At 73.1% G+C, this 21,371-nt stretch carries 19 protein-coding genes and 1 pseudogene; 7 read left to right on the forward strand and 13 right to left on the reverse strand.

Going from position 1 to position 21,371, the window contains the following annotated elements:
- Window positions 1–60: 60 nt before the first annotated feature.
- Window positions 61–600: a hypothetical protein gene (locus NR073_RS03495; RefSeq protein WP_003038432.1), complete on the reverse strand. Its 540-nt coding sequence runs from the start codon at window positions 598–600 to the stop codon at window positions 61–63.
- Window positions 597–1,757 carry an XRE family transcriptional regulator gene (locus NR073_RS03500; RefSeq protein ID WP_306274405.1) on the reverse strand — a complete coding sequence of 387 codons (1,161 nt, stop codon included), beginning with the start codon at window positions 1,755–1,757 and terminating at the stop codon, window positions 597–599. Before NR073_RS03500 ends, NR073_RS03495 begins: the two co-directional genes overlap by 4 nt.
- Before the next feature lie 14 nt (window positions 1,758–1,771).
- Between NR073_RS03500 and NR073_RS03505 the strand changes: the two are divergent.
- From NR073_RS03505 to NR073_RS03515, 3 genes and pseudogenes are all read left to right on the forward strand, one after another.
- Window positions 1,772–2,806: pseudogene (locus NR073_RS03505) on the forward strand (DEAD/DEAH box helicase family protein); the annotation flags it as partial.
- The gene (locus tag NR073_RS11330) at window positions 2,795–4,117 is read left to right on the forward strand and encodes a type I restriction-modification enzyme R subunit C-terminal domain-containing protein (RefSeq protein WP_327036633.1); all 1,323 of its coding nucleotides are present in this window, start codon (window positions 2,795–2,797) and stop codon (window positions 4,115–4,117) included. The pseudogene NR073_RS03505 and the gene NR073_RS11330, both read left to right, overlap by 12 nt.
- A 254-nt stretch (window positions 4,118–4,371) precedes the next feature.
- Window positions 4,372–4,836 (forward strand): hypothetical protein, encoded by a 465-nt coding sequence (locus tag NR073_RS03515; RefSeq protein WP_141844099.1) that lies wholly within the window; start codon window positions 4,372–4,374, stop codon window positions 4,834–4,836.
- Between the two features lie 133 nt (window positions 4,837–4,969).
- Here NR073_RS03515 and hutG read toward each other — a convergent pair whose 3' ends face one another.
- From hutG to NR073_RS03550, 7 genes are all read right to left on the reverse strand, one after another.
- Entirely contained in the window at window positions 4,970–6,016 is a 1,047-nt protein-coding gene (gene hutG, locus NR073_RS03520; protein WP_036384388.1) for a formimidoylglutamase, read from the reverse strand.
- Window positions 6,017–6,090: 74 nt separating this feature from the next.
- A complete protein-coding gene (locus NR073_RS03525; protein ID WP_002857647.1) occupies window positions 6,091–6,606 on the reverse strand; it encodes a CoA-binding protein in 516 nt (171 codons plus the stop codon).
- A 3-nt stretch (window positions 6,607–6,609) separates the two neighbouring features.
- Window positions 6,610–7,980: an O-acetylhomoserine aminocarboxypropyltransferase/cysteine synthase family protein gene (locus NR073_RS03530; RefSeq protein ID WP_256748607.1), complete on the reverse strand. Its 1,371-nt coding sequence runs from the start codon at window positions 7,978–7,980 to the stop codon at window positions 6,610–6,612.
- 225 nt (window positions 7,981–8,205) lie between these two features.
- A complete protein-coding gene (locus NR073_RS03535) occupies window positions 8,206–9,138 on the reverse strand; it encodes a hypothetical protein (RefSeq protein WP_256748608.1) in 933 nt (310 codons plus the stop codon).
- Between the two features lie 209 nt (window positions 9,139–9,347).
- Window positions 9,348–9,884: a metallophosphoesterase gene (locus NR073_RS03540; RefSeq protein ID WP_256748609.1), complete on the reverse strand. Its 537-nt coding sequence runs from the start codon at window positions 9,882–9,884 to the stop codon at window positions 9,348–9,350.
- A gap of 8 nt (window positions 9,885–9,892) precedes the next feature.
- On the reverse strand, window positions 9,893–10,699 hold the full coding sequence (locus NR073_RS03545) for a DUF1648 domain-containing protein (protein ID WP_182488611.1): 807 nt from the start codon (window positions 10,697–10,699) through the stop codon (window positions 9,893–9,895).
- A gap of 9 nt (window positions 10,700–10,708) precedes the next feature.
- Window positions 10,709–11,593, reverse strand: coding sequence for an EamA family transporter (locus tag NR073_RS03550; protein ID WP_256748610.1), 885 nt, complete (start codon window positions 11,591–11,593; stop codon window positions 10,709–10,711).
- 201 nt (window positions 11,594–11,794) lie between these two features.
- Between NR073_RS03550 and NR073_RS03555 the strand changes: the two genes are divergently transcribed.
- The 3 genes from NR073_RS03555 to NR073_RS03565 all read left to right on the forward strand — a co-directional run bounded on the left by NR073_RS03555 (window position 11,795) and on the right by NR073_RS03565 (window position 14,947).
- A complete protein-coding gene (locus NR073_RS03555) occupies window positions 11,795–12,670 on the forward strand; it encodes a siderophore-interacting protein (protein WP_036384064.1) in 876 nt (291 codons plus the stop codon).
- 138 nt (window positions 12,671–12,808) lie between these two features.
- Window positions 12,809–13,606, forward strand: coding sequence for a hypothetical protein (locus tag NR073_RS03560; protein ID WP_036384067.1), 798 nt, complete (start codon window positions 12,809–12,811; stop codon window positions 13,604–13,606).
- A gap of 51 nt (window positions 13,607–13,657) precedes the next feature.
- Window positions 13,658–14,947, forward strand: a complete 1,290-nt coding sequence (locus NR073_RS03565) for a M20 family metallopeptidase (RefSeq protein ID WP_182488608.1) — start codon at window positions 13,658–13,660, stop codon at window positions 14,945–14,947.
- Here the strand turns inward: NR073_RS03565 and acs are convergent.
- A complete protein-coding gene (acs, locus tag NR073_RS03570; RefSeq protein WP_256748652.1) occupies window positions 14,896–17,100 on the reverse strand; it encodes an acetate--CoA ligase in 2,205 nt (734 codons plus the stop codon). The two genes, NR073_RS03565 and acs, sit on opposite strands and share 52 nt — an antisense overlap.
- A gap of 211 nt (window positions 17,101–17,311) precedes the next feature.
- On the opposite strand from acs, the gene NR073_RS03575 reads away from it, so the two are divergent.
- A complete protein-coding gene (locus NR073_RS03575) occupies window positions 17,312–18,568 on the forward strand; it encodes an acyl-CoA dehydrogenase (protein WP_256748611.1) in 1,257 nt (418 codons plus the stop codon).
- A 31-nt stretch (window positions 18,569–18,599) separates the two neighbouring features.
- On the opposite strand, the gene NR073_RS03580 is transcribed toward NR073_RS03575, so the two are convergent.
- From NR073_RS03580 to NR073_RS03590, 3 genes are read right to left on the reverse strand one after another with little or no spacing between them, the layout of a single operon-like run.
- Window positions 18,600–19,466: an ABC transporter permease gene (locus NR073_RS03580; protein ID WP_036317100.1), complete on the reverse strand. Its 867-nt coding sequence runs from the start codon at window positions 19,464–19,466 to the stop codon at window positions 18,600–18,602.
- The gene (locus tag NR073_RS03585) at window positions 19,463–20,482 is read right to left on the reverse strand and encodes an aliphatic sulfonate ABC transporter substrate-binding protein (protein WP_256748612.1); all 1,020 of its coding nucleotides are present in this window, start codon (window positions 20,480–20,482) and stop codon (window positions 19,463–19,465) included. The genes NR073_RS03580 and NR073_RS03585 overlap by 4 nt, the downstream gene beginning before the upstream one ends.
- On the reverse strand, window positions 20,479–21,327 hold the full coding sequence (locus NR073_RS03590) for an ABC transporter ATP-binding protein (protein ID WP_141843491.1): 849 nt from the start codon (window positions 21,325–21,327) through the stop codon (window positions 20,479–20,481). Before NR073_RS03590 ends, NR073_RS03585 begins: the two co-directional genes overlap by 4 nt.
- Window positions 21,328–21,371 lie beyond the last annotated feature (44 nt).

Here is a 21,371-nt window from a genome sequence, read left to right on the forward strand (position 1 = left end):
GGACATGTCCCCAGGGTCTCAGCTGACTCGTGCATCTATTCTCAGACACGCCCTAAGGGCTTATCCCAGGAGTCCCTGTTGTTCGGCCCAGCACTTGAATCCTCCTGGGCCGAAGGGAAGCCGGTAATCGCCCATGATGAGATCGTCAGCGAGGCTCTCAACCATGGGAACGGTGAGTTGCTCCTTGCGGATCGCCTCACAGAGCAACCCGAGGGTGCCGGTGCACTCGAGCTTCTCGCGCTTGGCCAGGACGCGGGGCACGTTGTCGTCGATCACGATGCGATACCCGTGCGTCCGACCGAGGGCTAGAACGCCGCATTCGCCCCGGTTCCGACCGCCCGCCACAAGGTGCTCCTCGTATCGGGCGAAGGCCGCGAGGAACTCGAGGTCCTCGCTGCGGTCCACGACGATCCATTCGGCGTCCAAGATCTGCCGGAGATCTGGGTGCTGGTACTGCTGGTCCCTGATCTCCTGCTCCACACTCTCCGGAATCACGGCATGGCCGGCTGTCAGGAACTTGAGCACACCGAGCCATCCTTTCAGGGTGAAATGGCGCAGTGGTCCCGTATCGAAGACGTAGGTCTCCGGAACGGCGGTCACGAGACGTACTCCCAGATCTCCTGTTCCTGACGTGGGGGAAGGTCCGGAAGGTCGTCGTCGTCGAAAGTCCCATCCAAGAGGTCGAGTGTGCGTTCACGCGAGAGCTTCTCGGCCTCGAACAGCGCGATGACGTGCTTCTGGTACACCCGGGGCTGGGTAGTGCCTGCCATCTCGTCAGACGGGTACAGATCGTGGGTGATGATGTCCGTCTGCGTGGTCTGCACAGCGCGGATGTCGTTTGCCGTGGAAGCGTCCACCAATTCCAGGTCGTGGAGTCGGCGGGCCAGGGTCGACATGTCCACCAGGTAGGTGCCGGCGATCTTCACAGCGGCAGTGCGGACATCGCCTGAGTGAGCTGCGGCGGGCCATTCCTGTAAAAGGACAGCTGCTGGCAGGAGAAATGCTCGAGCGAACCGATCGAGGCGACCCTCGATGTCCGGGCCGGTGTGGGCGGTGCGCCAGTCCACCGTGTATTCATCGGCAAGTAGGTAGTGCCCAAGCTCGTGCACGGCGGAGAGGCGGCGTCGCCCGACCTTGGGGGTGGAATTCACCAGGGAGATGCCGCCCTCGGCGAGGAGCACCGTTCCCGCGTCAGCGGCGTCCACGCCGAAGTTGCGGGAGAACAGGAGCAGGCCAGCAGTGGCCAGGTGCGCCTGGAGGTCCTTTACGGGTTCCGTTGCTGTATACCCGACGTGCTCGCGTGCCCGGGCGGCCATGTCGTCGGCCTCGTGAACGGACTTGGGCTGCTCCCAGGGGTCCCGCACGCCGAACCCCTCGATGGGATGCAGGCCGTGCAGGAACTCGACGTCTGCGAGGAGTTCGGCCAGCAGGTGGTCCACGGCCGACTCGGTGGTATCCAACCCCTGGGCGGAACGGTGCGAGACGAGCGCTGGCGCAGGCTCGGTGAAGAACGACTGCATTCGGGTTCCCAGGGCATCGGCGATGGAGGCCAGCTCCAGGGCAGTGACCTTCCGTTGTCCGCCTTCGATCCGGTTGACCATGGTGCGCTCGAGGCCAACGGCGGTAGCTAGGTCCTGCTGGGACATCCCGCGACGCTCCCGCGCGGCACGTACACGGGCACCCAGCGAATGAGGAGTGGTCGGCGACATGTGTGCGATTCTCGCACACATGGCACTGGCGGTGAACCCTCGTCGCATACGCTGATGCGTTCGAGAACAAGCGCCGCGCCGCTCTGCTGGTGATGGCCACCGGCACCGGGAAGACGCGCACTGCCGTCGCCCTGGTGGACCAGATGGCCCGCGCCGGATGGGTCAAGCGCGTGCTCTTCCTCGCGGACCGGCAGGCCCTCGTGAAGCAGGCCGCGGACGCCTTCGTGGAGCACGGCTTCGTCGGCACCACCGTGAACCTGCTGAAGAACCGGCACGGGGAGGGACGCGTCTACGCCTCCACCTACCCCACCATGCTCGGCCTCATCCAGGAGTCCACCGGTCAGGGTGCCCGCTTCGACCCCGGATACTTCGACCTGGTGATCGTGGACGAGGCCCACCGGTCCGTATACGCCAAGTACGGTGAGATCTTCCGCCACTTCGATGCCCTCCTCGTGGGCCTCACCGCCACCCCCAAGGACGAGATCGACCGGAACACCTACGGCCTCTTCGGCCTCGAGCCCGGCGTGCCGACCGATGCCTACACCCTCGACGAGGCCGTGGCGGACGGGTTCTTGGTGCCGCCGCGGGGCGTCTCCGTGGGCACCACCTTCCTGCGTCGCGGCATCCGGTACGACCAGCTTCCCGCCGAGGAGCAGGAGGCCTGGGACGCGCTGGACTGGGGCGAGGACGAGGCGCCCGAGGAGGTTTCGAGCGAGGAAATCAACCGGTTCCTCTTCAATGCGGACACCGTGGACCGCGTGCTCTCCACCCTCATGGAGCACGGCCACAAGGTGGCCGACGGCGAACGGCTCGGCAAGACCATCGTCTTCGCCAAGAACCAACCGCACGCCGAGTTCATCCTGCAGCGGTTCGACGCCCAGTGGCCGGAGCTCGGCGGCCGGTACGCCCAGATCATCACCCACGCCAGCCGCTACCCGGACGCCCTGCTGGACGACTTCAAGACCCCCGGCAAGGCCCCGCACATCGCCATCAGCGTGGACATGCTGGACACGGGGGTGGACGTGCCCGACGTCGTCAACCTCGTGTTCTTCAAGCTCGTCCGCTCCAAGACCAAGTTCTGGCAGATGATCGGCCGCGGCACCCGCCTGCGCCCGGACCTCTACGGGCCGGGGAGGGACAAGGAGGACTTCCTCGTCTTCGACTGGTGCCAGAACCTCGAGTTCTTCAACCAGGACCTCCCGGAGTCCGACGGCTCCACCCAGAAGTCCCTCACCCAGCGGTTGTTCGAGGACCGGCTCGCGCTCGTCGTCGCCCTCGACGCCCTGGACGACGACGCCGGGGCGCCCGCCACCGTCGGGCCGGAGGAACGCGCGGTGCGCGAGCTGCGCCGCACCGCCGCCGAGGAGCTGCAGGCGGCCATCGCCCGCCTGACCCTCGAGAACGTCCTGGCCCGCCCCCTCCGCCGGGAGGTCGAGGAGTTCCAGCGGCCTGAGGCGTGGACGTCCCTGAGCGCCCAGGCCGCCGAACGGGCACGCGCGCTGGCCGGGGTGGTCACCGGGTTGCCGGGGGAGGACGTCGACGCCAAGCGCTTCGACCTGCTCATCGTGCGCCGGCAGCTGGCAGACCTCACCGGGGAGGCCGGCATGTCCGAGCGCATCCGGGCCACGGTGCAGTCCCTCGCGGAGAACCTGCTCTCCAAGGACGCCATCCCCGCCGTCAAGGAACAGATCATCCTCCTCGAGGCCGTGGCCGGGGAGGAATGGTGGGAGGGCGTCACTCTCGGCATGCTCGAGCACGCCCGGAAGAAGCTGCGCGGGCTCGTCCAGTTCATCGAGAAGGTCCGCCGCTCCCGCGTATACACGGACTTCGCGGACACGCTCACGCAGCTTGAGGAGGTCGACGTCGTGCGGCCGACGCCCGGTGTGGACATCGAACGGTTCTGGGCCAAGGTCAGCGAGCCGCTGCGCCGCAACGAGTCCTCGCTGGCGCTGCAGAAGCTGCGCCACGGCAAGCAGCTCACCGAGCAGGACCTGGAGTCGCTCGAACAGCTGCTCCGGAGCATCGGGGCCGAAGACGTGCACCTTGCCGCGGCGAAGTCCGAGGGCGAGGGACAGCTGGGCCTGTTCGTGCGCATGCTAGTGGGGATGGATCGTGCCGCCGCGCAGGGTGTGGTCGCGGACTTCGTCCAGGACCGGACGCTCACCCAGGCGCAGATCCGCTTCCTGGGTCACATGGTGGAGGAGCTGACCGCCAACGGCGTCCTGGACGCCGGCCGGCTGTTCGAGTCCCCCTACACGGACGACGCCCCCGAGGGGCCGTTCGGCCTGTTCGAGGAGGCGCAGGTGTACTCCCTGCGCGAGCGGCTGGACTTCGTCCGGACGTCTGCGATGGTGCCGGGACCAGAAGCGAACGCGGGCGGGGACGAGGCGCGCGGCGTCGTCGCATGACCTGACCGGACGGTGAGCCGAGTCGTGATATCCGCCCTTCTGCGAGCCTCCAGTTTCTACGACTGCTCACATAGTGTTCAGACATGACTCCCGTCACCTGCCCCAGGGCCCCCAAGCGAGGCCATAGGAAAGAGACTGCTCGTGCACGTTGTCCGCACTGTGGCTCTTCCCCAGGTCCGGGCGTTACCCCACCAACAGAGACATTGATCGCTCTGCCCCCAGGGCCGGAGGGTGTCGATAGGCGGACTTCCTCAATGGAATGTGAGCGACGTCGTCGAATCGATGAAGTGCTTCAGTTGGCTGGTGACCTTCTGGTCGCGGAAAGCATTCGGGAAGTCCGTACGCACCTTCTTGATTTTGCCGTAGCCGACGACGAACAGGGGCGTGGACGAGCGCGGAGCCATGCTATCTGCCAGGTACTTGCCGAGGTGGCGAATGCGGTAGATCCAGGCGAATACATCGATGAAGCAGCCGATCGCACCAGGACAGCCCTCACCACGGCAGGTCTTCCTCGACCGGTCGTCGCCTTGGCAATCGCAGCGACAAAGAAGATTGCAGCGGGAGCCGTGGAGGGGATCAATCCGACTGGGCAGATTCGTTTGGCGATCTGGATGCTCATCTCTGTGCTCTGCCCGAGGCCGGAGGTGTGCCCGGCTCAGCCAAAATCAGGCGTGGAGGTTCTTAAAGAAGCTCTGGAAGATGCAGAGTCTGCTTTCTGATCATCACAGAGGCTGAGTGACCCTCAACGCACCTCGCTACCTCAGCGGCGGTGGCGGCCGACGATCGTGTGGATCAGCCGCACCGCGGCCCTCGCGGTGCGGCCCCCGCGCCTGAACGGACCCCCGGCCCGCCTCAGGCCAGCAGCGACGCGTCCGTCCGGTGGCGGCTGACGATCGTGTGGATCAGCCGGGCCGCGGCCTTCGCCGTGCGGCCGTCCACGTCCAGGGCGGGGTTGAGCTCCACGACGTCGGCCAGGGCCAGCTTCCCGGACTGGGTGGCCTCCAGCGCGCACGCGTGGATCACCTCGTACGGCACGCCGAAGCCGGCCGGTGCGCTCACCCCCGGGGCGACGGCGGCCGGCAGCACATCCAGGTCGATCGTCAGGTAGAGCACGTCCACGGCGTTGATGAACGAGCGCACCCAGCGGCGCACGCCGGTGACGTCGGCGGTCTGGGCCTGCTCGTCGGTCACCCACGTGACCCCGCGTTCGCGCGCGGTGTCGAACAGGGCCCGGGTGTTGTTGGCCTCGCTGATGCCCACCACCGCGTAGGAGAGCTGATGCTCCGCCCCCTCGGCGTCGCGCAGCGCCTGCAGGAACGGGGTGCCGGAGCTGGGCCGCGGCGCCTCGCGCAGGTCGAAGTGCGCGTCCAGGTTGAGGATGCCCACGCGGGTGCCCGCACCCACGCGCGTGGAGCCGGTCAGGCCCGTGATCGAGGCGTAGGCGGTCTCGTGTCCGCCGCCGAGCACCACGGCCAGGTCGTGCGCGTTCAGCAGCCCGCTGACCACCGTGCCCAGCTCGGCCTGGCCCGCCTCGAGCTCGCCCGGGGCGTCGTCGTCGCCGCGGTCCACGGACACGTCGCCCGCGTCCACGAGCGCGCCCGTGCCCTCGAGGTACGCGAGCGAGGCGAGCGCGCCGCGCAGCGCCTCCGGGCCGTCCTCGGCTCCCACGCGGCCGTGGTTCCGGCGCACGCCCTCGTCCGAGGCGAAGCCGATGAGCGCCGTGGACCGCGCGCCCGACGTCGGAGCGCCGGCGCCGGGGTCGCGCTGCGGCGTCGTGGGCTCGCCGCGGCCGTCGGCGGGGCGGACGACCTGGTGCCAGCGCAGGTGCTCGGGGGTGTCACCGTCGGTGCGGCCGGTCCAGGCGGGGGAGAGGGACGAGGAGGGGAGCTCGGAGGTCATGGGACCATCCCACGCCATCGACGGGCGGGTGCGCAACGACGGCCGGACGACGCCCGACACGGGGCGTCGCCCGCCTAGCGGTCCAGTTCCTGGCGCCGCGAGCTGATCACGCCGGTGACGAAGCCGGCGAGGTTGAGCCCGCCGTGGAAGCGGGCGTGCTCGATCTTCACGCAGCGGTCCATCACGATCTCCAGGCCCGCGGCCTCGGCCTGACGCGCGGCGTCCTCGTTCCAGATGCCCAGCTGCAGCCACACGGTCCGGGCACCCACGCGGGCGGCGTCCGCCACGACCTCGGGGGCGTCGGAGGACTTGCGGAACACCTCCACGAGGTCCGGGGTGACGGGCAGGTCGTCCAGCGAGGCGTACACGCGGTGGCCGAGGATCTCCTTGCCGGCCGCGGCGAGCACGGGATTCACGAAGTAGACGTCGTACGTGGTCGAGCTCAGCAGGTACGTGGCCACGAAGTACGACGCACGGGCCGGCTTGTCCGAGGCGCCGACGATCGCGATCGAGCGGGTGCGGCGCAGGATCGCCAGGCGCTCGGGGGCGCCGGGGCCGGTCCAGGTGCGCTCGGGGTGGGTGGTGCTCATGGCTCAGGCCTCCTGCTCTGCGGGGACGACGGCGCCGTCGCGGGTGCGGCCGGTGGCCGCGGTCAGGGCCTGGTCCAGGTCCCAGAGGATGTCCTCGACGTCCTCGATGCCCACCGAGATGCGGATCAGGTCCGCCGGGATGCCCGCGGCCACGAGCTGCTCGGCGGTGAGCTGCTGATGGGTCGTCGTGGCGGGGTGCAGCACCAGCGTCTTCGCGTCGCCGATGTTGGCCAGGTGGGAGGCCAGCTGCAGCGCCGAGATGAAGCGCGCCGCCGTCGCGCGCCCGGCCTCCGGACCGGAGGCGCCGTCGTCGGTGTCCGTGGCTGCCGGGGCCACGCCGAAGCTGAACACCGAGCCGACGCCCCGGGGCAGCAGCTGCTGCGCGCGGGCGTGGTGCGGGTGGTCGGGCAGGCCGGCGTAGCGGACCCAGGAGACGCGCGGGTCCTCGTCCAGCCAGGTGGCGACGGCGCGGGCGTTGGCGAGGTGGGCGTCCATGCGCGGGGCCAGCGTCTCGACGCCGAGCAGGAGCTGGAAGGCCGACTGCGGGGCCAGCGACGGGCCGAAGTCGCGCAGCTGCTCCGAGCGGAGCTTGGTGAGGAAGCCGTACTCGCCGAAGTTGCCCCACCAGGAGACGCCGCCGTACGACGGCACGGGCTCGGTCATCGACGGGAACTTGCCGTTGTCCCACGGGAAGCGGCCGGACTCCACCACGACGCCGCCCAGCGTGGTGCCGTGGCCGCCGAGGAACTTCGTGGCCGAGTGGATCACGATGTCCGCGCCGTGCTCGATCGGCCGGATCAGGTAGGGCGGGGTGAGCGTGGCGTCCACCACGAGCGGGATGCCGTGCCGGTGGGCGACGTCGGCCAGACCCGGCAGGTCCACGACGTCACCGGAGGGGTTGGCGACGATCTCCGTGTACACGGCCTTCGTGTTGGGCTGGAGGGCGGCCTCGAAGTCCGCGGCCTCGGCGGAGTCCACGAACGTGGTCTCCACGCCGAACCGGCGCAGGGAGACGTCCAGCTGGGTGATCGTGCCGCCGTAGAGCTTCGAGGACGCCACGATGTGGTCGCCGGCCCCGGCGAGGGCCGCGAAGGTGATGAACTCGGCGGCCATGCCGGACGCCGTCGCGACGGCGCCGATGCCGCCCTCGAGCGTGGCGATGCGCTCCTCGAACGCCGCGACCGTGGGGTTGCCCAGGCGGCTGTAGATGTTGCCGTACTTCTGCAGCGCGAAGAGGTTGGCGGCGTCCTCGGCGGACTCGAACACGAAGGAGCTGGTCTGGTGGATCGGCACCGCGCGGGAGCCGTGGACGGCGTCCGGAACGGCGCCCGCGTGCAGCGCCTGGGTGCGGAAGCCGAACTCGTGGTCAGCCACGGGGGTCCTTTCGATGGAGGCTTCGGGACAGTCCGACCCATTGTCCCGGGCGAGGTGTGCCGGGGGCAGGGTGGGCACGTCGCAGAGCGTCACGCGGCGCCGGCCGGTGGCATGCAACGCGGGTTGAGTTATCACCGGTTACGCGGGCCTGGACCCGTGACAACTCAACCCGCGTTGGTCTGGACCCGTGACAACTCAACCCGCGTCGGGACGGGCGGGGGCGGGTCAGCGCGTGTGGGCGAGCCGACGCCGGACCAGCTCCACGATCCGCCCGAACCCAGCGCGCTGGTCCTCCCAGGTGCAGCGCAGGGTCGTCCATTCCCGCTCGAGGCAGTACGCGTCCCGACGGGCGTCCCTCGCCTGCTGCTGAGCCGTGCGGTGGCCGGCGCCGTCGTACTGGAGGGCCAGGCGCGCCCCCCGGTACCCGAGGTCCACGACGGGCGAGGCCGGGTCGGCCGGGTCGACGGCGACCTGCAGCTCCGGCTCCGGCAGCCCGGCCCGGATCAGCGCGAGCCGGAGGAAGGTCTCGGGCGGGGAGTCGGCCCCGACGCGCACCTCCGCCAGCGCGGCACGTGCGAGACGGACACCCGGCCGGCCACGGCAGCGGGCGAGCACCTCCGACAGCTCGGACACGGTGGCCACGGGGTCCGCCCGGCCCGTCGGCGTCCACGGCGGACGCACCAGGTGGTCGCCGTCCGCGATGAGCCAGTCCACCTCGTGGGGGCGGAGCATCCCGGCGAGGTCGAACCAGGTGCGCGCCGCCGTCGTGACGCGCTGGCCGTCGGGAAGCTCGAGCACGTGGTCGGAGGGCAGTCGCACCCGGTGGCTGACGACGCCGTCCAGGTCGGTCCGGTGCGTGCGCGCGGAGCGGTCGAAGGTCAGGTGCAGTCCGGCGGGCCGCGCGAGGCGGGGCGGCAGCGGCAGTCCGTGCCAGAGGGCGGCAGAGACGTGGGAGACCACCCCGCCCGTGAGGCGGACCAGCGCGGCCGCGCCGTCCGGGGCGCACGGGTCGGGGATGCCCGCGGTGTGCACGCCGCGGCAGATCCGGGCGAGGTCTGCCGCGAGGGTGCGGCGCCACGGCAGGCCGGCGGCGTGCAGCTCGGCCGTCGTGAAGGCGCCCGCGGCGAGGGTGGACGGCAGGGGCGTGCGCGCGGTCATGGGGTGAGCCTGCCGCCCCCGGGCCCTGCGACGGACCGGACCGACGCGCCCTGGGGAGGGCCGCCGTCGTCGTGGTGGCTGTGCAGGAGCGGCCGACCCGCCGGTCATGGTGGCACCGGCGCGACGCGGGTTGAGTTATCACGGGTGCAAGCCGCCTGGACCCGTGATAACTCAACCAGCGTTGCAGGGGGGAGCGGCCGGCCCGTCGGTCACGGCGTGCGGTCCACGGACACCAGCTCCACGTCCTCGAGCCGCCCGCCCCGCACCACCGCGCGCATCAGCGTGCACACCGGCTGCCGTCGCCGGTCCGTGCAGGAGCCGGGGTTGAGCAGCCGCAGGCCCGGGTTCGCGGTCTCCGGGCCGGCCACGGTGTCCCACGGGATGTGGCTGTGCCCGAACACCAGCACGTCCGCGTCCGGGAACGCCGCGGCCATGCGGCGCTCGCGGCCGGCCGCCGGGCCCGTCTCGTGGACCATCGCGATCCGCACCCCGCCGATCTCCACGCGCGCCACCTCGGGCAGCCGCGCCCGCAGCCCCGGCCCGTCGTTGTTGCCCCACACGCCCACCAGCCGGGCGGCCCGCGCGTCGAGGTCGTCGAGCACGTCCTCGGCCACCCAGTCACCGGCGTGGAGCGCGACGTCGGCCCGCGCCACCTCGGCCCACACCTGCGCGGGCAGGGCACGGGCACGCCGCGGGATGTGGGTGTCGGCGATCAGGAGCAGGCGGACGGCGACGTCGTCGGGCACGGTCCGCCTCACCGCGCGGCGAACGCGCCGAGCCAGAGCGCCAGCGGCAGGCCGACGATGAACACGGCCACGAATCCGCGCACCAGCCACCGGCCCGCCGGGGTGGCGAGGTTGACCGTCACACCCACGCCGTAGCCGGGGCGTTTGGCGGGGAATGCAGCCGGGTCCTCGGGGTCGCGCTTGAGCCCCAGGGGCGTCCACACCTCGTCCTCGGCGAGCTCCGCGGCCGTGGGCCGGTACCCGAGCTCCGCCGCGACGCGGTCCGACCAGCGCGTCCACCGCTGCGTTCCGGCCCGCATCGCCGGGAAGATGCCCACCATGAGCACGGTCAGTGTGAGGGGCAGGAGCCACCACGGCATCGTCCACGCCCCGGCGGCGAGCACCTCTACCGTCGACGGGGCCAGCGCCAGGACCATGAGCACGCACAGCCAGCCGATGCCCTCCCGGACCCCGCGGTGCACCCCCGTCTGGCGCACGCGCCGCCACGGGGACAGCCCCGGATCCGTGGGGGTGAGGGCGGTGACCATCGCGGAGACCAGCGCCAGGAAACCCGTCATGCCGAGGCCGATCAGCGGCCCCGCCGCCACCGTGCCGAACGAGGTGTCCTCCCACGCATCCGGCCGCCCGTCGACGCCCCAGTGCGTGGGCACGCGCTCCGGCAGGCCCGGCAGGGCGACGAGGGCCCACCCCAGCAGTGCCAGGCACAGCACGGCCGCGAGCAGGAACGGCAGCCACGGACGCAGCCGGCCACGGCGCAGGGCGGCGCGCTCGGCGGCGGGAACGTCGTCGGGGGTGGGACGGGACGGGTGGGGCATCCACCCAGGCTAGCCTCGGCCCCCGCCCGCCACACCCGGTGACCGGCCCGTCCAGACGGCGGCCGCGCACGCCGCGATCACCAGCAGCATCCCCGCCAGGTCCAGCGGGGTGAGCTCCTGCCCGCGCACGGCCCACGCCGTCAGCGCCGCCGCGATCGGCGACAGGCACGTCAGCAGGGAGAACAGCGCGGTCGGCATGCGGCGCAGCACCTGCAGGTCGATCCCGTACGGCACCGCCGTGGACAGCAGCGCCACGGCCAGCCCCACGCCCAGCACCACGGGAGAGAGCAGGGCCGCCCCCGCCGTCGCGACGCCGACCGGCAGCGCCACGAGGGACCCGGCCGCCGTCGCCAGGGCCAGCCCCTGCACCCCCGGCAGATGGGTCCCCGCGCGCCGCGAGAGCATGATGTACCCCGCCCAGCACGCCGCCGCGGCCAGCGCGAGCGCCACCCCCACCGGGTCCAGCCCCGCCCCGCCGATCCCGCCGCCCGCGCTGAACCCCTCCCGGCCGAGCACCCCGATCCCGGCGAGCGCGAGGGCCGCCCACGCCACCGACCGCCACGACGGCCGCGCCGCCACGGACAGCGCCAGCGGCCCGAGCACCTCGAACGTCACGGCCACGCCCTGCGGGATTCGCGCGAACGCCTCGTAGATGGCCAGGTTCATGCCGGTCATGGCCGCGCCCAGCCCGACGACGGCGGCCCACCCCCGGGGGCCCAGGCCGGCGAGGGCGGCGCGGCTCGGCCGGGTGACGAGCAGCAGCACGGCCGCGGAGAACACCACGCGCAGGGCGACCATGGCGGACGCGCCGACGTCGTCGAACAGCAGGCCCGCCACGGACGCGCCGAGCTGCTGGCTCAGCAGCGAGAGCAGGACGAGCAGGACGAGACGCACGGGCCCAGCCTAGGGGCGCGCCGCGTCACCCCGGCCCCGGCCGGAGCGGGACCGCTGCTGCCGGAGGAGCACCGGGGGGCCCGGTTCCGCTGACCCCGAGGCCGCGGAAAACATCACGCTGACGTGCGCTAATCCGCCTCGTCATGGGAGAGTGGGGGACGCGCGCCCGCGCAGACCCCGCCCCGACCCCAGGAGGCCCGCATGGCCCGGCCCCAGACCGTCCTCACCGTGGTGGCCGCCCGCCGGCTCACCCCGCACCTCGTGCGCCTGACCCTCGGCGGCGAGCAGTTCGACGCCGTCCACGCCCGCTGGGCGGAGAAGGGCGCCACGGACCAGTACGTGAAGCTGCTCTTCGCCGACCCCGCGCTCGGCCTCGAACCCCCGTACGACCTGGACGCCCTCCGCGAGCGTCTCGCCCCGGAGCAGCTGCCGGTCCGCCGCACCTACACGGTGCGCCGCATGGACCCGGCCGCCCGCACCATGGACGTCGACTTCGTGGTCCACGGCGCGGACGACGGCGCCGCCCCCGGGCACGACGGCGGCCTGGCCGGGGCGTGGGCGGCCTCCGAGCCCGTGGGGCAGCAGGTCGCGTTCCTGGGCCCCGGCGGCGCCTACCGACCCGACCCCACCGCTGACTGGCACCTGCTCGCCGGCGACGAGGCCGCGCTGCCGGCGATCGCCGCCGCCCTCGAGGACCTCGCCGCCACGGACGCCGCGGCGGCCGGTGTCGCGCTGATCGAGGTGACCGACGCCCGGGACGAGGTGCCCCTGACCGCGCCGGCCGGCGTCGAGGTGCGCTGGCTGCACCGCGGCGGCCCCTTCACCCCGGAGACGACGCGGTTCGCCGCCGCCGTCGAGGACGCGGCGTGGCGGGAGGGGCGGGTGCACGCGTTCGTGCACGGCGAGCGGGAGCAGGTCAAGCGCGTCCGGGCGTACCTCACGGACGTGCGCGGCGTGGACCGGCGACAGCTGTCGGTGAGCGCGTACTGGGCCTACGGCCGTGCCGAGGATGTGTTCCAGGCGGAGAAGCAGACCCCGGTGGGGCAGATCTTCGAGGACGGCGCCACCGGCGGCTGACCCGCACAGGTTCTGCACAGCCGAAGTTCCGTCGCCCCTCGGGGCATGACGGGCCAGGGGTGACGTGAGACGGTCGAGGGGTCATCGTCCGGCGGTGCCCGGCCGCCGGCACGTCCGCACCTCTGTGAAGGAGTCCCCATGAAGACGCCCGCACGCCTCGCCGTCGGCATGCTCGCCGCCTCCGGTCTGCTGCTCACCGGCTGCGCCTCCGACCCGACGCTGGACGAGAGCTGGCCCGAGATCCGCCAGAAGGTCGTGGACGCCGAGAGCCTGCGCCTGAGGATGGAGGGCACCGCCGCCGACAAGGAGGAGGAGAAGGACGACGCGTCGGCCTCGGCGTCGCCCTCCGTCTCCCTGGGCACGGACGCCATCCAGTCCGCGAACGTGGACCTCGCCGGCGCCACCGACGACTCCCACCTCAAGGGCACCATGAACATGGACATGGGGGCGACCACCATGGACATCGAGGTCCTGCGCCGGGACGCCGACGTGTTCTTCAAGCTCAAGGCCGACGGTGACGACCTGCCCCGGGAGATGGGCATGTTCTCCACCCTCGTGGGCGACCGCTGGATCAAGACGAGCGCCGATCAGGCCGCGCAGATGGACATCTCACTCGAGGAGATCATGTCCGACCTCGAGGAGGACATGCCCGCCGCGGACGCCTTCGACGGCAAGGACCTGAAGGCCGAGGAGGTGGAGCTCGAGGGCAGGAAGTACCTCAAGTACGCGCTGCCCGAGGAGCACCACGCGTTCGGCCGGACGATGCTGGTCGACCCGGAGAGCACGACCCTCTACCGTCTCGAGGACGTGAACTCGGAGGACGAGGACGTGGACGCGAACGCCACCTTCACCGAGTGGAACGCGGTCGAGGCGCCCGAGGCCCCCGCCTCGGAGGACGTCTTCGACCTGGCCGAGCTGCAGGAGCTGGCCGGCTGACCCGCTGCGCGATCCGGGTGGGCCGGCGGGCCGCCACGGCATGATGTCCTGATGGACCGCACCGCCCCCACCCCGCCCGCGAACGCCCTCGCCCCGGACCTGCCGGAGGACATCGCCCGGGAGGCGATCGCCTTCCGCCGCCTCCTCCACGGACATCCGGAGCTGGACCTGCACCTGCCCCGCACCCAGGCCGCCGTCCTCGAGCGGCTCGAGGCCCTGCGCGCTGAGGCGGGGGAGGATGCCGCCACCGGCCGCCCCGCGCTGGAGACGAGCGTGGGCCGGGCGCTGAGCTCCGTCGTCGTGGTGTTGCGCGGCGGGGCCCCGCTGCCGGAGGGGGCCCGGCGGCCGGTCGTGCTGCTGCGGGGGGACATGGACGCCCTGCCCGTCACGGAGGAGACCGGGCTGGAGTACGCCCCCTCCGTGCCGGGCACCATGCACGCCTGCGGCCACGACCTGCACACCGCCGGCCTCTACGGCGCGCTGGCGTGGCTGGTGCGCCGTCGCGGGGAGCTCACCGCCGACGTGGTGGCCATGTTCCAGCCCGGGGAGGAGACCGGCGGCGGCGCCCTGCACATGATCCAGGAGGGGCTGCTGGAGGCGGCCGGGCGACCGGTGAACGCCGCCTACGCGATCCATGTCTCCTCGGGCACGTACCCGCGCGGCGTCCTGCTCAGCCGCCCGGGGGCGATCCAGGCCGGCTGCGACGACCTGGTGGTGACGGTGCACGGTCGAGGCGGGCACGGCTCGGTGCCGCACCTGGCCCAGGATCCGGTGCCCGTGGCCGCCGAGATGGTGCTGGCGCTGCAGTCCGTGGTCACCCGGCAGTTCGACGCCTTCGACCCGGTGGTCGCGACCGTCGGGCACCTGAGCGCGGGCACGGCGGCCAACATCATCCCGGACAGCGCCACCCTCGCCCTCACCCTGCGGACCTTCTCCGCGGACGCCCGCGCCCGGCTGCGCGCGGCCGTGGAGTGCCTGGTGCACGGGATCGCCGCGGCGCACGGCATGAGCGCGCAGGTCCGGACGGACTGCGCGTTCCCGGTGACGGCCAACGATCCGGACGCGGTGGCCTTCGTCCGCGGGGTCGTGGAGGACCTGTACGGGGCCGACGCCTACCGGGAGCTGCCCGAGCCCGAGCCCAGCAGCGAGGACTTCTCCGAGGTCCTCCAGCGGGTGCCCGGGGCCTACGTCCTGCTCGGGGCGGTCCCGGAGGGCGTGGCCCCGGACGAGGCCCCGGTCAACCACTCCCCGCAGGCCGTGTTCGACGACGCCGTGGTGCCGCGGGCCGCTCAGGTGCTGGCCGAGCTGGCGCTGCGGACGGCGCCGGTGCCGGCGTCCTGAGCGCGGCGGCCGGCCTGGAGCACCTCGGCGATCTGCCCGACGCACGGCTCGTTCTGCAGGCTCGTGGTGTCCCCGAGCGCGGTGCCCTGGTGCAGCTGCGTCAGCACCCGCCGCATGATCTTGCCCGAACGGGTCTTGGGCACGTCGGGGACGAAGACCACCTCGGCGGGCTTGGCCACCGGCCCGATCACCCGCCCCACGTGCCGCCGCAGCTCCTCGGCGCGGTCGGCGGCGGAGGCGCCGGGGCCGTCATCGCCGGCCAGCCAGCTCTCGTGCGCCACCACGAAGGCGACGGCGGCGTGCCCGGTGGTCTCGTGCGGCACGGGGCACACCCCCGCCTCGATCACCTCCGGGTGCGCCACGAGGGCGGACTCGATCTCGATGGTGCTCAGCCGGTGCCCGGAGATGTTGATGACGTCGTCCACGCGCCCGAGGATCCAGACGTCGCCGTCCTCGTCCCGCTTGGCGCCGTCGCCGGCGAGGAACCAGCCCGCCTCGCCCTGGTCCGCGTAGTCCTCCCAGTACGAGTGGAAGTAGCGGGCCGGGTTCCGCCACACGGTCCGGGCCATCGCCGGCGAAGTGCGGGTGACCACGATCCGGCCCTGCAGGCCCTCGGGCGTGGGGGCGCCGTCGTCGTCGACCACGGCCACGTCCACCCCCGGCAGGGGCCGGGAGCCGCAGCCCGGCTTGAAGGCCGTGTCCGTGGGGCGGGGGGAGAGCACGGTGGCGCCCGTCTCGGACTGCCACCACGTGTCCACCATCGGCAGGTCCGGGGTGTCCCGGCCGATCTGGGTGCGGGCCCACGTCCAGGCCTCCGGGTTCACGGACTCGCCCACGGTCCCGATCAGACGGATCGAGGACAGGTCCGGACCGCCGTCCGCGTGCGCCGGGATCCCGTCCGGATGCCAGCCCTTGAGCGAGCGGATCAGGGTGGGCGCCGTGTAGTAGCTCGTCACCCGGTAGCGCTCGATCACCTCGAAGTGCCGGCCCGGGTGCGGGGCGTTCGGCACGCCCTCGTAGATCACCTGCGTGACCCCGTTCGAGAGCGGACCGTAGATCTCGTAGGTGTGCGCGGTGACCCAGGCCAGGTCCGCGGTGCACCAGTGGACGTCGTCGTCGCGCCGTGCCGGGTCCGGGTGGGAGAACAGGAAGTCGTGTGTCCACGAGGCCGCGGCGAGGTACCCGCCGGAGGTGTGCACGAGCCCCTTGGGCTGTCCCGTGGTGCCGGAGGTGTACATGATGAACAGCGGGTGCTCCGCGTCGAAGGCGCGCGGGGTGTGGGTGTCCGGCTGGCGGTCCACGACGTCGTGCCACCACAGGTCCCGGCCCTCGGTCCACGGGATGTCCCGGTGGCCCGTGCGGTCCAGGACGAGGACGTGCTCGATCGCGTTGTCCCCGGACACGGCCTCGTCCGCGTTGGCCTTCACGGGGACGGCGGCGCCGCGGCGGAACTGGCCGTCGGTGGTGACGAGCAGCTTGGCGCCCGTGTCCTCGACGCGGAACCGCAGCGCCTCCGCCGAGAACCCACCGAACACGAGCGAGTGCACGGCGCCGATCCGCGCGCACGCCAGCGTGATGACGATCGTCTCGACGAGCACGGGCAGGTACACGACGACGCGGTCGCCCGCCTCGATGCCCAGCTCCTCGAGGGCGTTCGCGGCCTGGGCGACCTCGCGCTGCAGCTGTGCGTAGGTGACGGCGCGGCGGTCGCCGGGCTCGCCCTCGAAGTACAGGGCGACCTTCTCCCCGCGCCCCGCCGCCACGTGCCGGTCCACGCAGTTCACGGCCACGTTCAGGGTGCCGTCCTCGTACCAGCGGATCTCCGGGCCGCGCTCGGCGGCCGGGTCCGGGGCGGTGAGGGAGCGCGTCCGGGTGAAGGGCCGCTCCCAGCTCAGACGTCGGCCGGCCGCCTCCCAGAACGCGAGCCGGTCCGCCTCGGCCACCGGACGGCCGTCGCCGCGCCCGCCGTGCAGCCGGTCCGCCGGGCGGCCGGGGTGGACGTCCGGGTCGGCGGCGCCGACGAGCGCCTGCGGGAGGGGGCCGGGCAGCGTCGCGAGGGCCGCGGCGGGCACGCCGTCGTTCGGTCCGCGGACGGCCCCGGAGGCGCCCTCCTCGGCCGGGTCGGTGCGGGCGGGGTCCTCGGTGGGCGTCATGGGCGGCGGTTCCTCCTGGTCGGCGGGTCCGACCAGGCTAGGGACGCCGACGACGGCGCCGCGCCCGCCGTCGTCATCGGTGGTCATGCTCGGCCCGCCGGGCCCCCGCGGGCGTCCGGCGCGGGCCAGGGCGACGGCGGCCGGTGTGGATCCCGTCCCACGGCCGGGGCGCCCCGGCCGCCGGGCCGCCCGCGCGTGTCAGAGTAGGTCCATGACCACCTACGCCACCCTCGCCGCCCGGTACGCCGACGCCTTCGACTCCGTCGCCCACGGCGAGCGGGCCCGCGAGGCGGGCCGGCACCTGCCGTTCGCCGCCCTCGGGGAGCTGCAGGCCGCCGGGTTCGGCAAGGTCGGCGTCCCCGTGGACGCGGGCGGCGAGGGCGGCGGCAGCGAGACCGTGCTGCGCCTGCTCATGGACCTGGCCGCCCGGGATGTGAACACCGCGCACGTCTGGCGCTCCCACCTCGTGTTCATCGCCACGGCCATGGACCAGGCGCCCGCCCGCCGGGACCGGTGGCTGCGGCACATCGTTGCGGGGGACTGGGCCGGCTCCGCCCTGGCCGAACGCGCCGGCGGGGCCGCGCCGGGCCGCGCCGCCACCCTGGCCAGCCGGGACGAGGGCGGCACCTGGGTCGTGCGGGGGCAGAAGTACTACGCAACCGGCTCGGCCTTCGCGACGTGGACCGCCGCGACCGTGGGCATCGAGGGGGCGGACCTCGTCTCCCGCCGGAATTCCAAGCGGGCCGGGGGCGCGGTCCGCGAGCCGGACCGGGCCGTCGCCATCGTGCGCGTGCGTCAGCCGCGCGTGGGCATCAAGGACGACTGGGACGGCTTCGGTCAGCGCCTGACCGCCACCGGGTCCGTGGTGCTCGATGACGCCGCGGCCGAGGAGCTGCTCGAGGTGCCGCGGCAGGACGGGCCCGTGCCCGTGCTCATGGAGGCGACCCTGCTGGCGCTGCAGGCCGGGATCGGCCGTGCGGCGCTCACGGAGGGCACGCAGCTGCTGCGGAAGCGGCGCCGCACCTTCAACACCGGCACGGCCGCGCTGCCCAAGGACGACCCCCAGCTCCTCGAGATCATGGGGCAGCTGGCCGGGCGGCAGGCCGCGGCCGAGCTGATGGTGCGCGAGATCGGGCGGCTGCTCGACGAGGGGCAGGACGGCGCCGACGGGGCCGACCCGGTGGAGGCCGACGTCGCGGCGGCGTCCGCCGAGGCGATGGCGGCCGCGTACCGGGCCCAGGCCGTGGTGCCGGAGGCCGTCCTCGAGGTGTGCACCCGCATCTTCGACACGCTCGGCGCGTCGGCGACGTCGGCCGCGCTGCGGCTCGACCGGCACTGGCGCAACGCCCGCACCCTCGCCACCCACGACCCGGCGGCGTTCAAGGTGCGCATGGCCGGCGACTGGCTCGTGAACGGCACCCCGCCGACCGCCTACACGTCGGCCGGCGAGGTCCCCGAGGGGGACTGACCGGGCAGCGGGGCGGCCGGACGTGCGGGGCTCAGGCCCAGCGGCGCAGGGCCCGGCGCTCCAGCAGGCCGAGCAGCCAGTCGGTGAGCTTGCCGAGCACGGCGAGCAGGATGATCGCCAGGATCAGGCGGTCCGTGCGTCCGTTGTTCTGCGAGTCGGTGAGCAGGAAGCCCAGGCCCATCGAGGAGGCGATCAGCTCCGCGGCCACGAGGAACAGCCAGGCCTGGGCCAGGGCCAGCCGCAGGCCGGAGAACACGGCCGGCACCACGGCGGGCAGCTGCACCGTCCGCAGCAGGGACAGCCCGTGGTAGCCGAAGGCCCGTCCGGCCTCCACCAGGTGCGGGTCCACGTGGCGCAGGGCCGCGTAGACGGTGGTGAACACCGGGAAGAACGCGCCGATCGCGATGAGGGTGACCTTGGACTCCTCGCCGATCTGCATCCAGAGGATCAGCAGCGGCACCCAGGCCAGCGAGGGCACCGCGCGCAGCGCCCCGATCAGCGGGGCGAACAGCGCGTCCGCCCACCGGGACAGCCCGAGCGCGGACCCCACGGCCAGCCCGAGCGCGGCGCCGAGCAGGAAGCCCAGCAGCACGCGCTGGGTGGAGATCCCCACGTGCAGCCACAGGTCGCCCCGCTCCAGCAGGTTGACGCCGGCGCTCAGCACCGCCCCGGGCGAGGGCAGCTGCACCGCGGAGAGCAGCCCGGCGGCCGTCACCGCCCACCACAGCACCAGGAGGACGGCGGGCACGGCCAGCCCCACCACCGCCCGGGCGCCGGGCCGCTCCAGCAGCCGAGACCGGTGCCGCCGGCGCGCCCCCGTGTCGCCGTCGTCGTGACCCGACCGCTCGCGTGCCTCGGGGTCCGTCGTCGCGGCGGGGGTGGTCGGGGCGGTGCTCATCGGATGGCCTCCTCGGCGAAACGGGTGTCCAGGATGCTCGCCAGGGCGGCGTCCACCTGGTGCTGGTAGTCGACGGACCCGGTGTCGACCAGGATCCGTCCGACCCCCGTCAGGGCGTCGAGCAGCTCCTGGCCCGGCACGGGGCTGACGTCCGCGTTGGTGCGTTCGAGGATCACGGTGCGGGCGACGTCGGGAGAGATCTTCGCGGCCTCGGCCAGGATCCCGACGGTCTCGTCCGGGTGCTCGAGCGCCCAGGCGCGGGCGCGTTCGTACGTGTCCAGGACGGTCTGGGCGGTCTCCGGGTCCTCCTCGAGGAAGGACTCCGTGGCGTTGAGGACGGAGAACGTGTTCAGGGCGAGGTCCCGGTACAGGAAGCGGGCGCCCTCGGCCTCGGCCTTGGCCATGATCGGGTCGAGCCCGGACCACGCGGCCACCGATCCGCCGGCGAGGGCGGCGCGGCCGTCGGCGTGCTGCAGGTTCTGGATCTCGACGTCGGCCGGGTCCACCCCGGCGGCCTCGAGCGCCTGCACGGCGAAGAAGTACGGGTCCGTCCCGCGCGTGGCGGCCACCGTGCGGCCCGCGAGCTGGGCGACGTCCGTGATGTCCGAGCCGGGCGGGACCATGAGCGCGGACCACTCCGGTCGCGAGGCGACGCCCACGATGCGCGTGGGGGCTCCGTTGGCCCGGTTCAGCAGCGCGGCCGAGCCGGCCGTCGACCCGATGTCCACGGAGTTCGAGCGCAGGAGTTCGTTGGCCTTGTTGGAGCCGGCGGAGAACACCCAGTTCACCCGGACGCCGCGGGGCGCGAGCGTCTCCTCCAGCCATCTCTGGTGGCGGATCACGAGGGAGAGCGGGTTGTAGGTGGCGTAGTCGATGCTCAGCGTGTCCGGACCGTTCACCGGCCCGGCCGTCGCCTCACCCTGCAGGACGCATCCGCTCAGGCCCAGGGGCAGGGACGCGGCCAGCAGGCCGAGCGCCGTGCGGCGGGTCAGGCGGGCGGAGCCGGCGCCGCTCATCGGGCGTGGCTCTCGACGCCGAGGCCCTCGAGGAGCTCGGAGCGCAACTGGGCCAGGCGGGCGTCCGCGCGGTCGCGGGGACGGGCCCCCGGCACGTCCACGATCCGCCTCACGGTCGCTCCGGGGCGGGCCGCGCCGTCGGGCGCGGGGACGTCACGGGCGAGCAGCAGCACGCGGTCGGCGAGCTGCAGGGCCTCCTCCACGTCATGGGTGATGAGCAGGACGGTGGTGCCGGTGGCGGCGTGCACGTCCAGCAGCAGGTCCTGCATCTTCAGGCGGGTCAGGGCGTCGAGGGCGCCGAAGGGCTCGTCGAGCAGCAGCACGCCGGGGCGGCGGGCCAGGGCGCGGGCGAGCGAGGCCCGCTGGGCCATGCCGCCGGAGACCTCCCGGGGGCGGTGCTCCGCGAAGGGCGCGAGGCCCACGAGCTCGAGCAGCTCCTGCACGCGGGCCCGGCCCGCGGCGCGGTCCAGCCCCCGGGGCAGGCCGAGTTCCACGTTGCGGCGCAGGGTGCGCCAGGGCAGCAGGCGCGGCTCCTGGAAGCCGACGGCGGTGCGCTCGTCGTAGGGGCGCACGGGCGAGCCGTCGATCAGCAGCTCTCCGTCGAAGTCCGGGTCCAGGCCGGCCACGGCGCGCAGCAGCGTGGACTTGCCGCAGCCGGAGGCGCCGATCACGGCGAGCACCTCGCCGGGCGCCACGGTCAGGTCCACGTCGCGCAGGACGACGCGTGGTCCGTCCGCGGTGGGGAACGTGCGCCCGACGCCGCGGAAGACGACGTCGAGGCTGTGGCGGTCCTCGTCCCGGACCGGGGTGGAGGCGGTGGCACGGGAAGGCGCGTGCACGCTCATGGAGGGCTCCCATCGTCGCTTCGTCGTCGGTGTCGGACGGATAC

Origin of the sequence: Micrococcus sp. Mcc28 (assembly GCF_024519775.1) — a bacterium.
Taxonomy (GTDB): Bacteria; Actinomycetota; Actinomycetes; order Actinomycetales; family Micrococcaceae; genus Micrococcus; species Micrococcus luteus.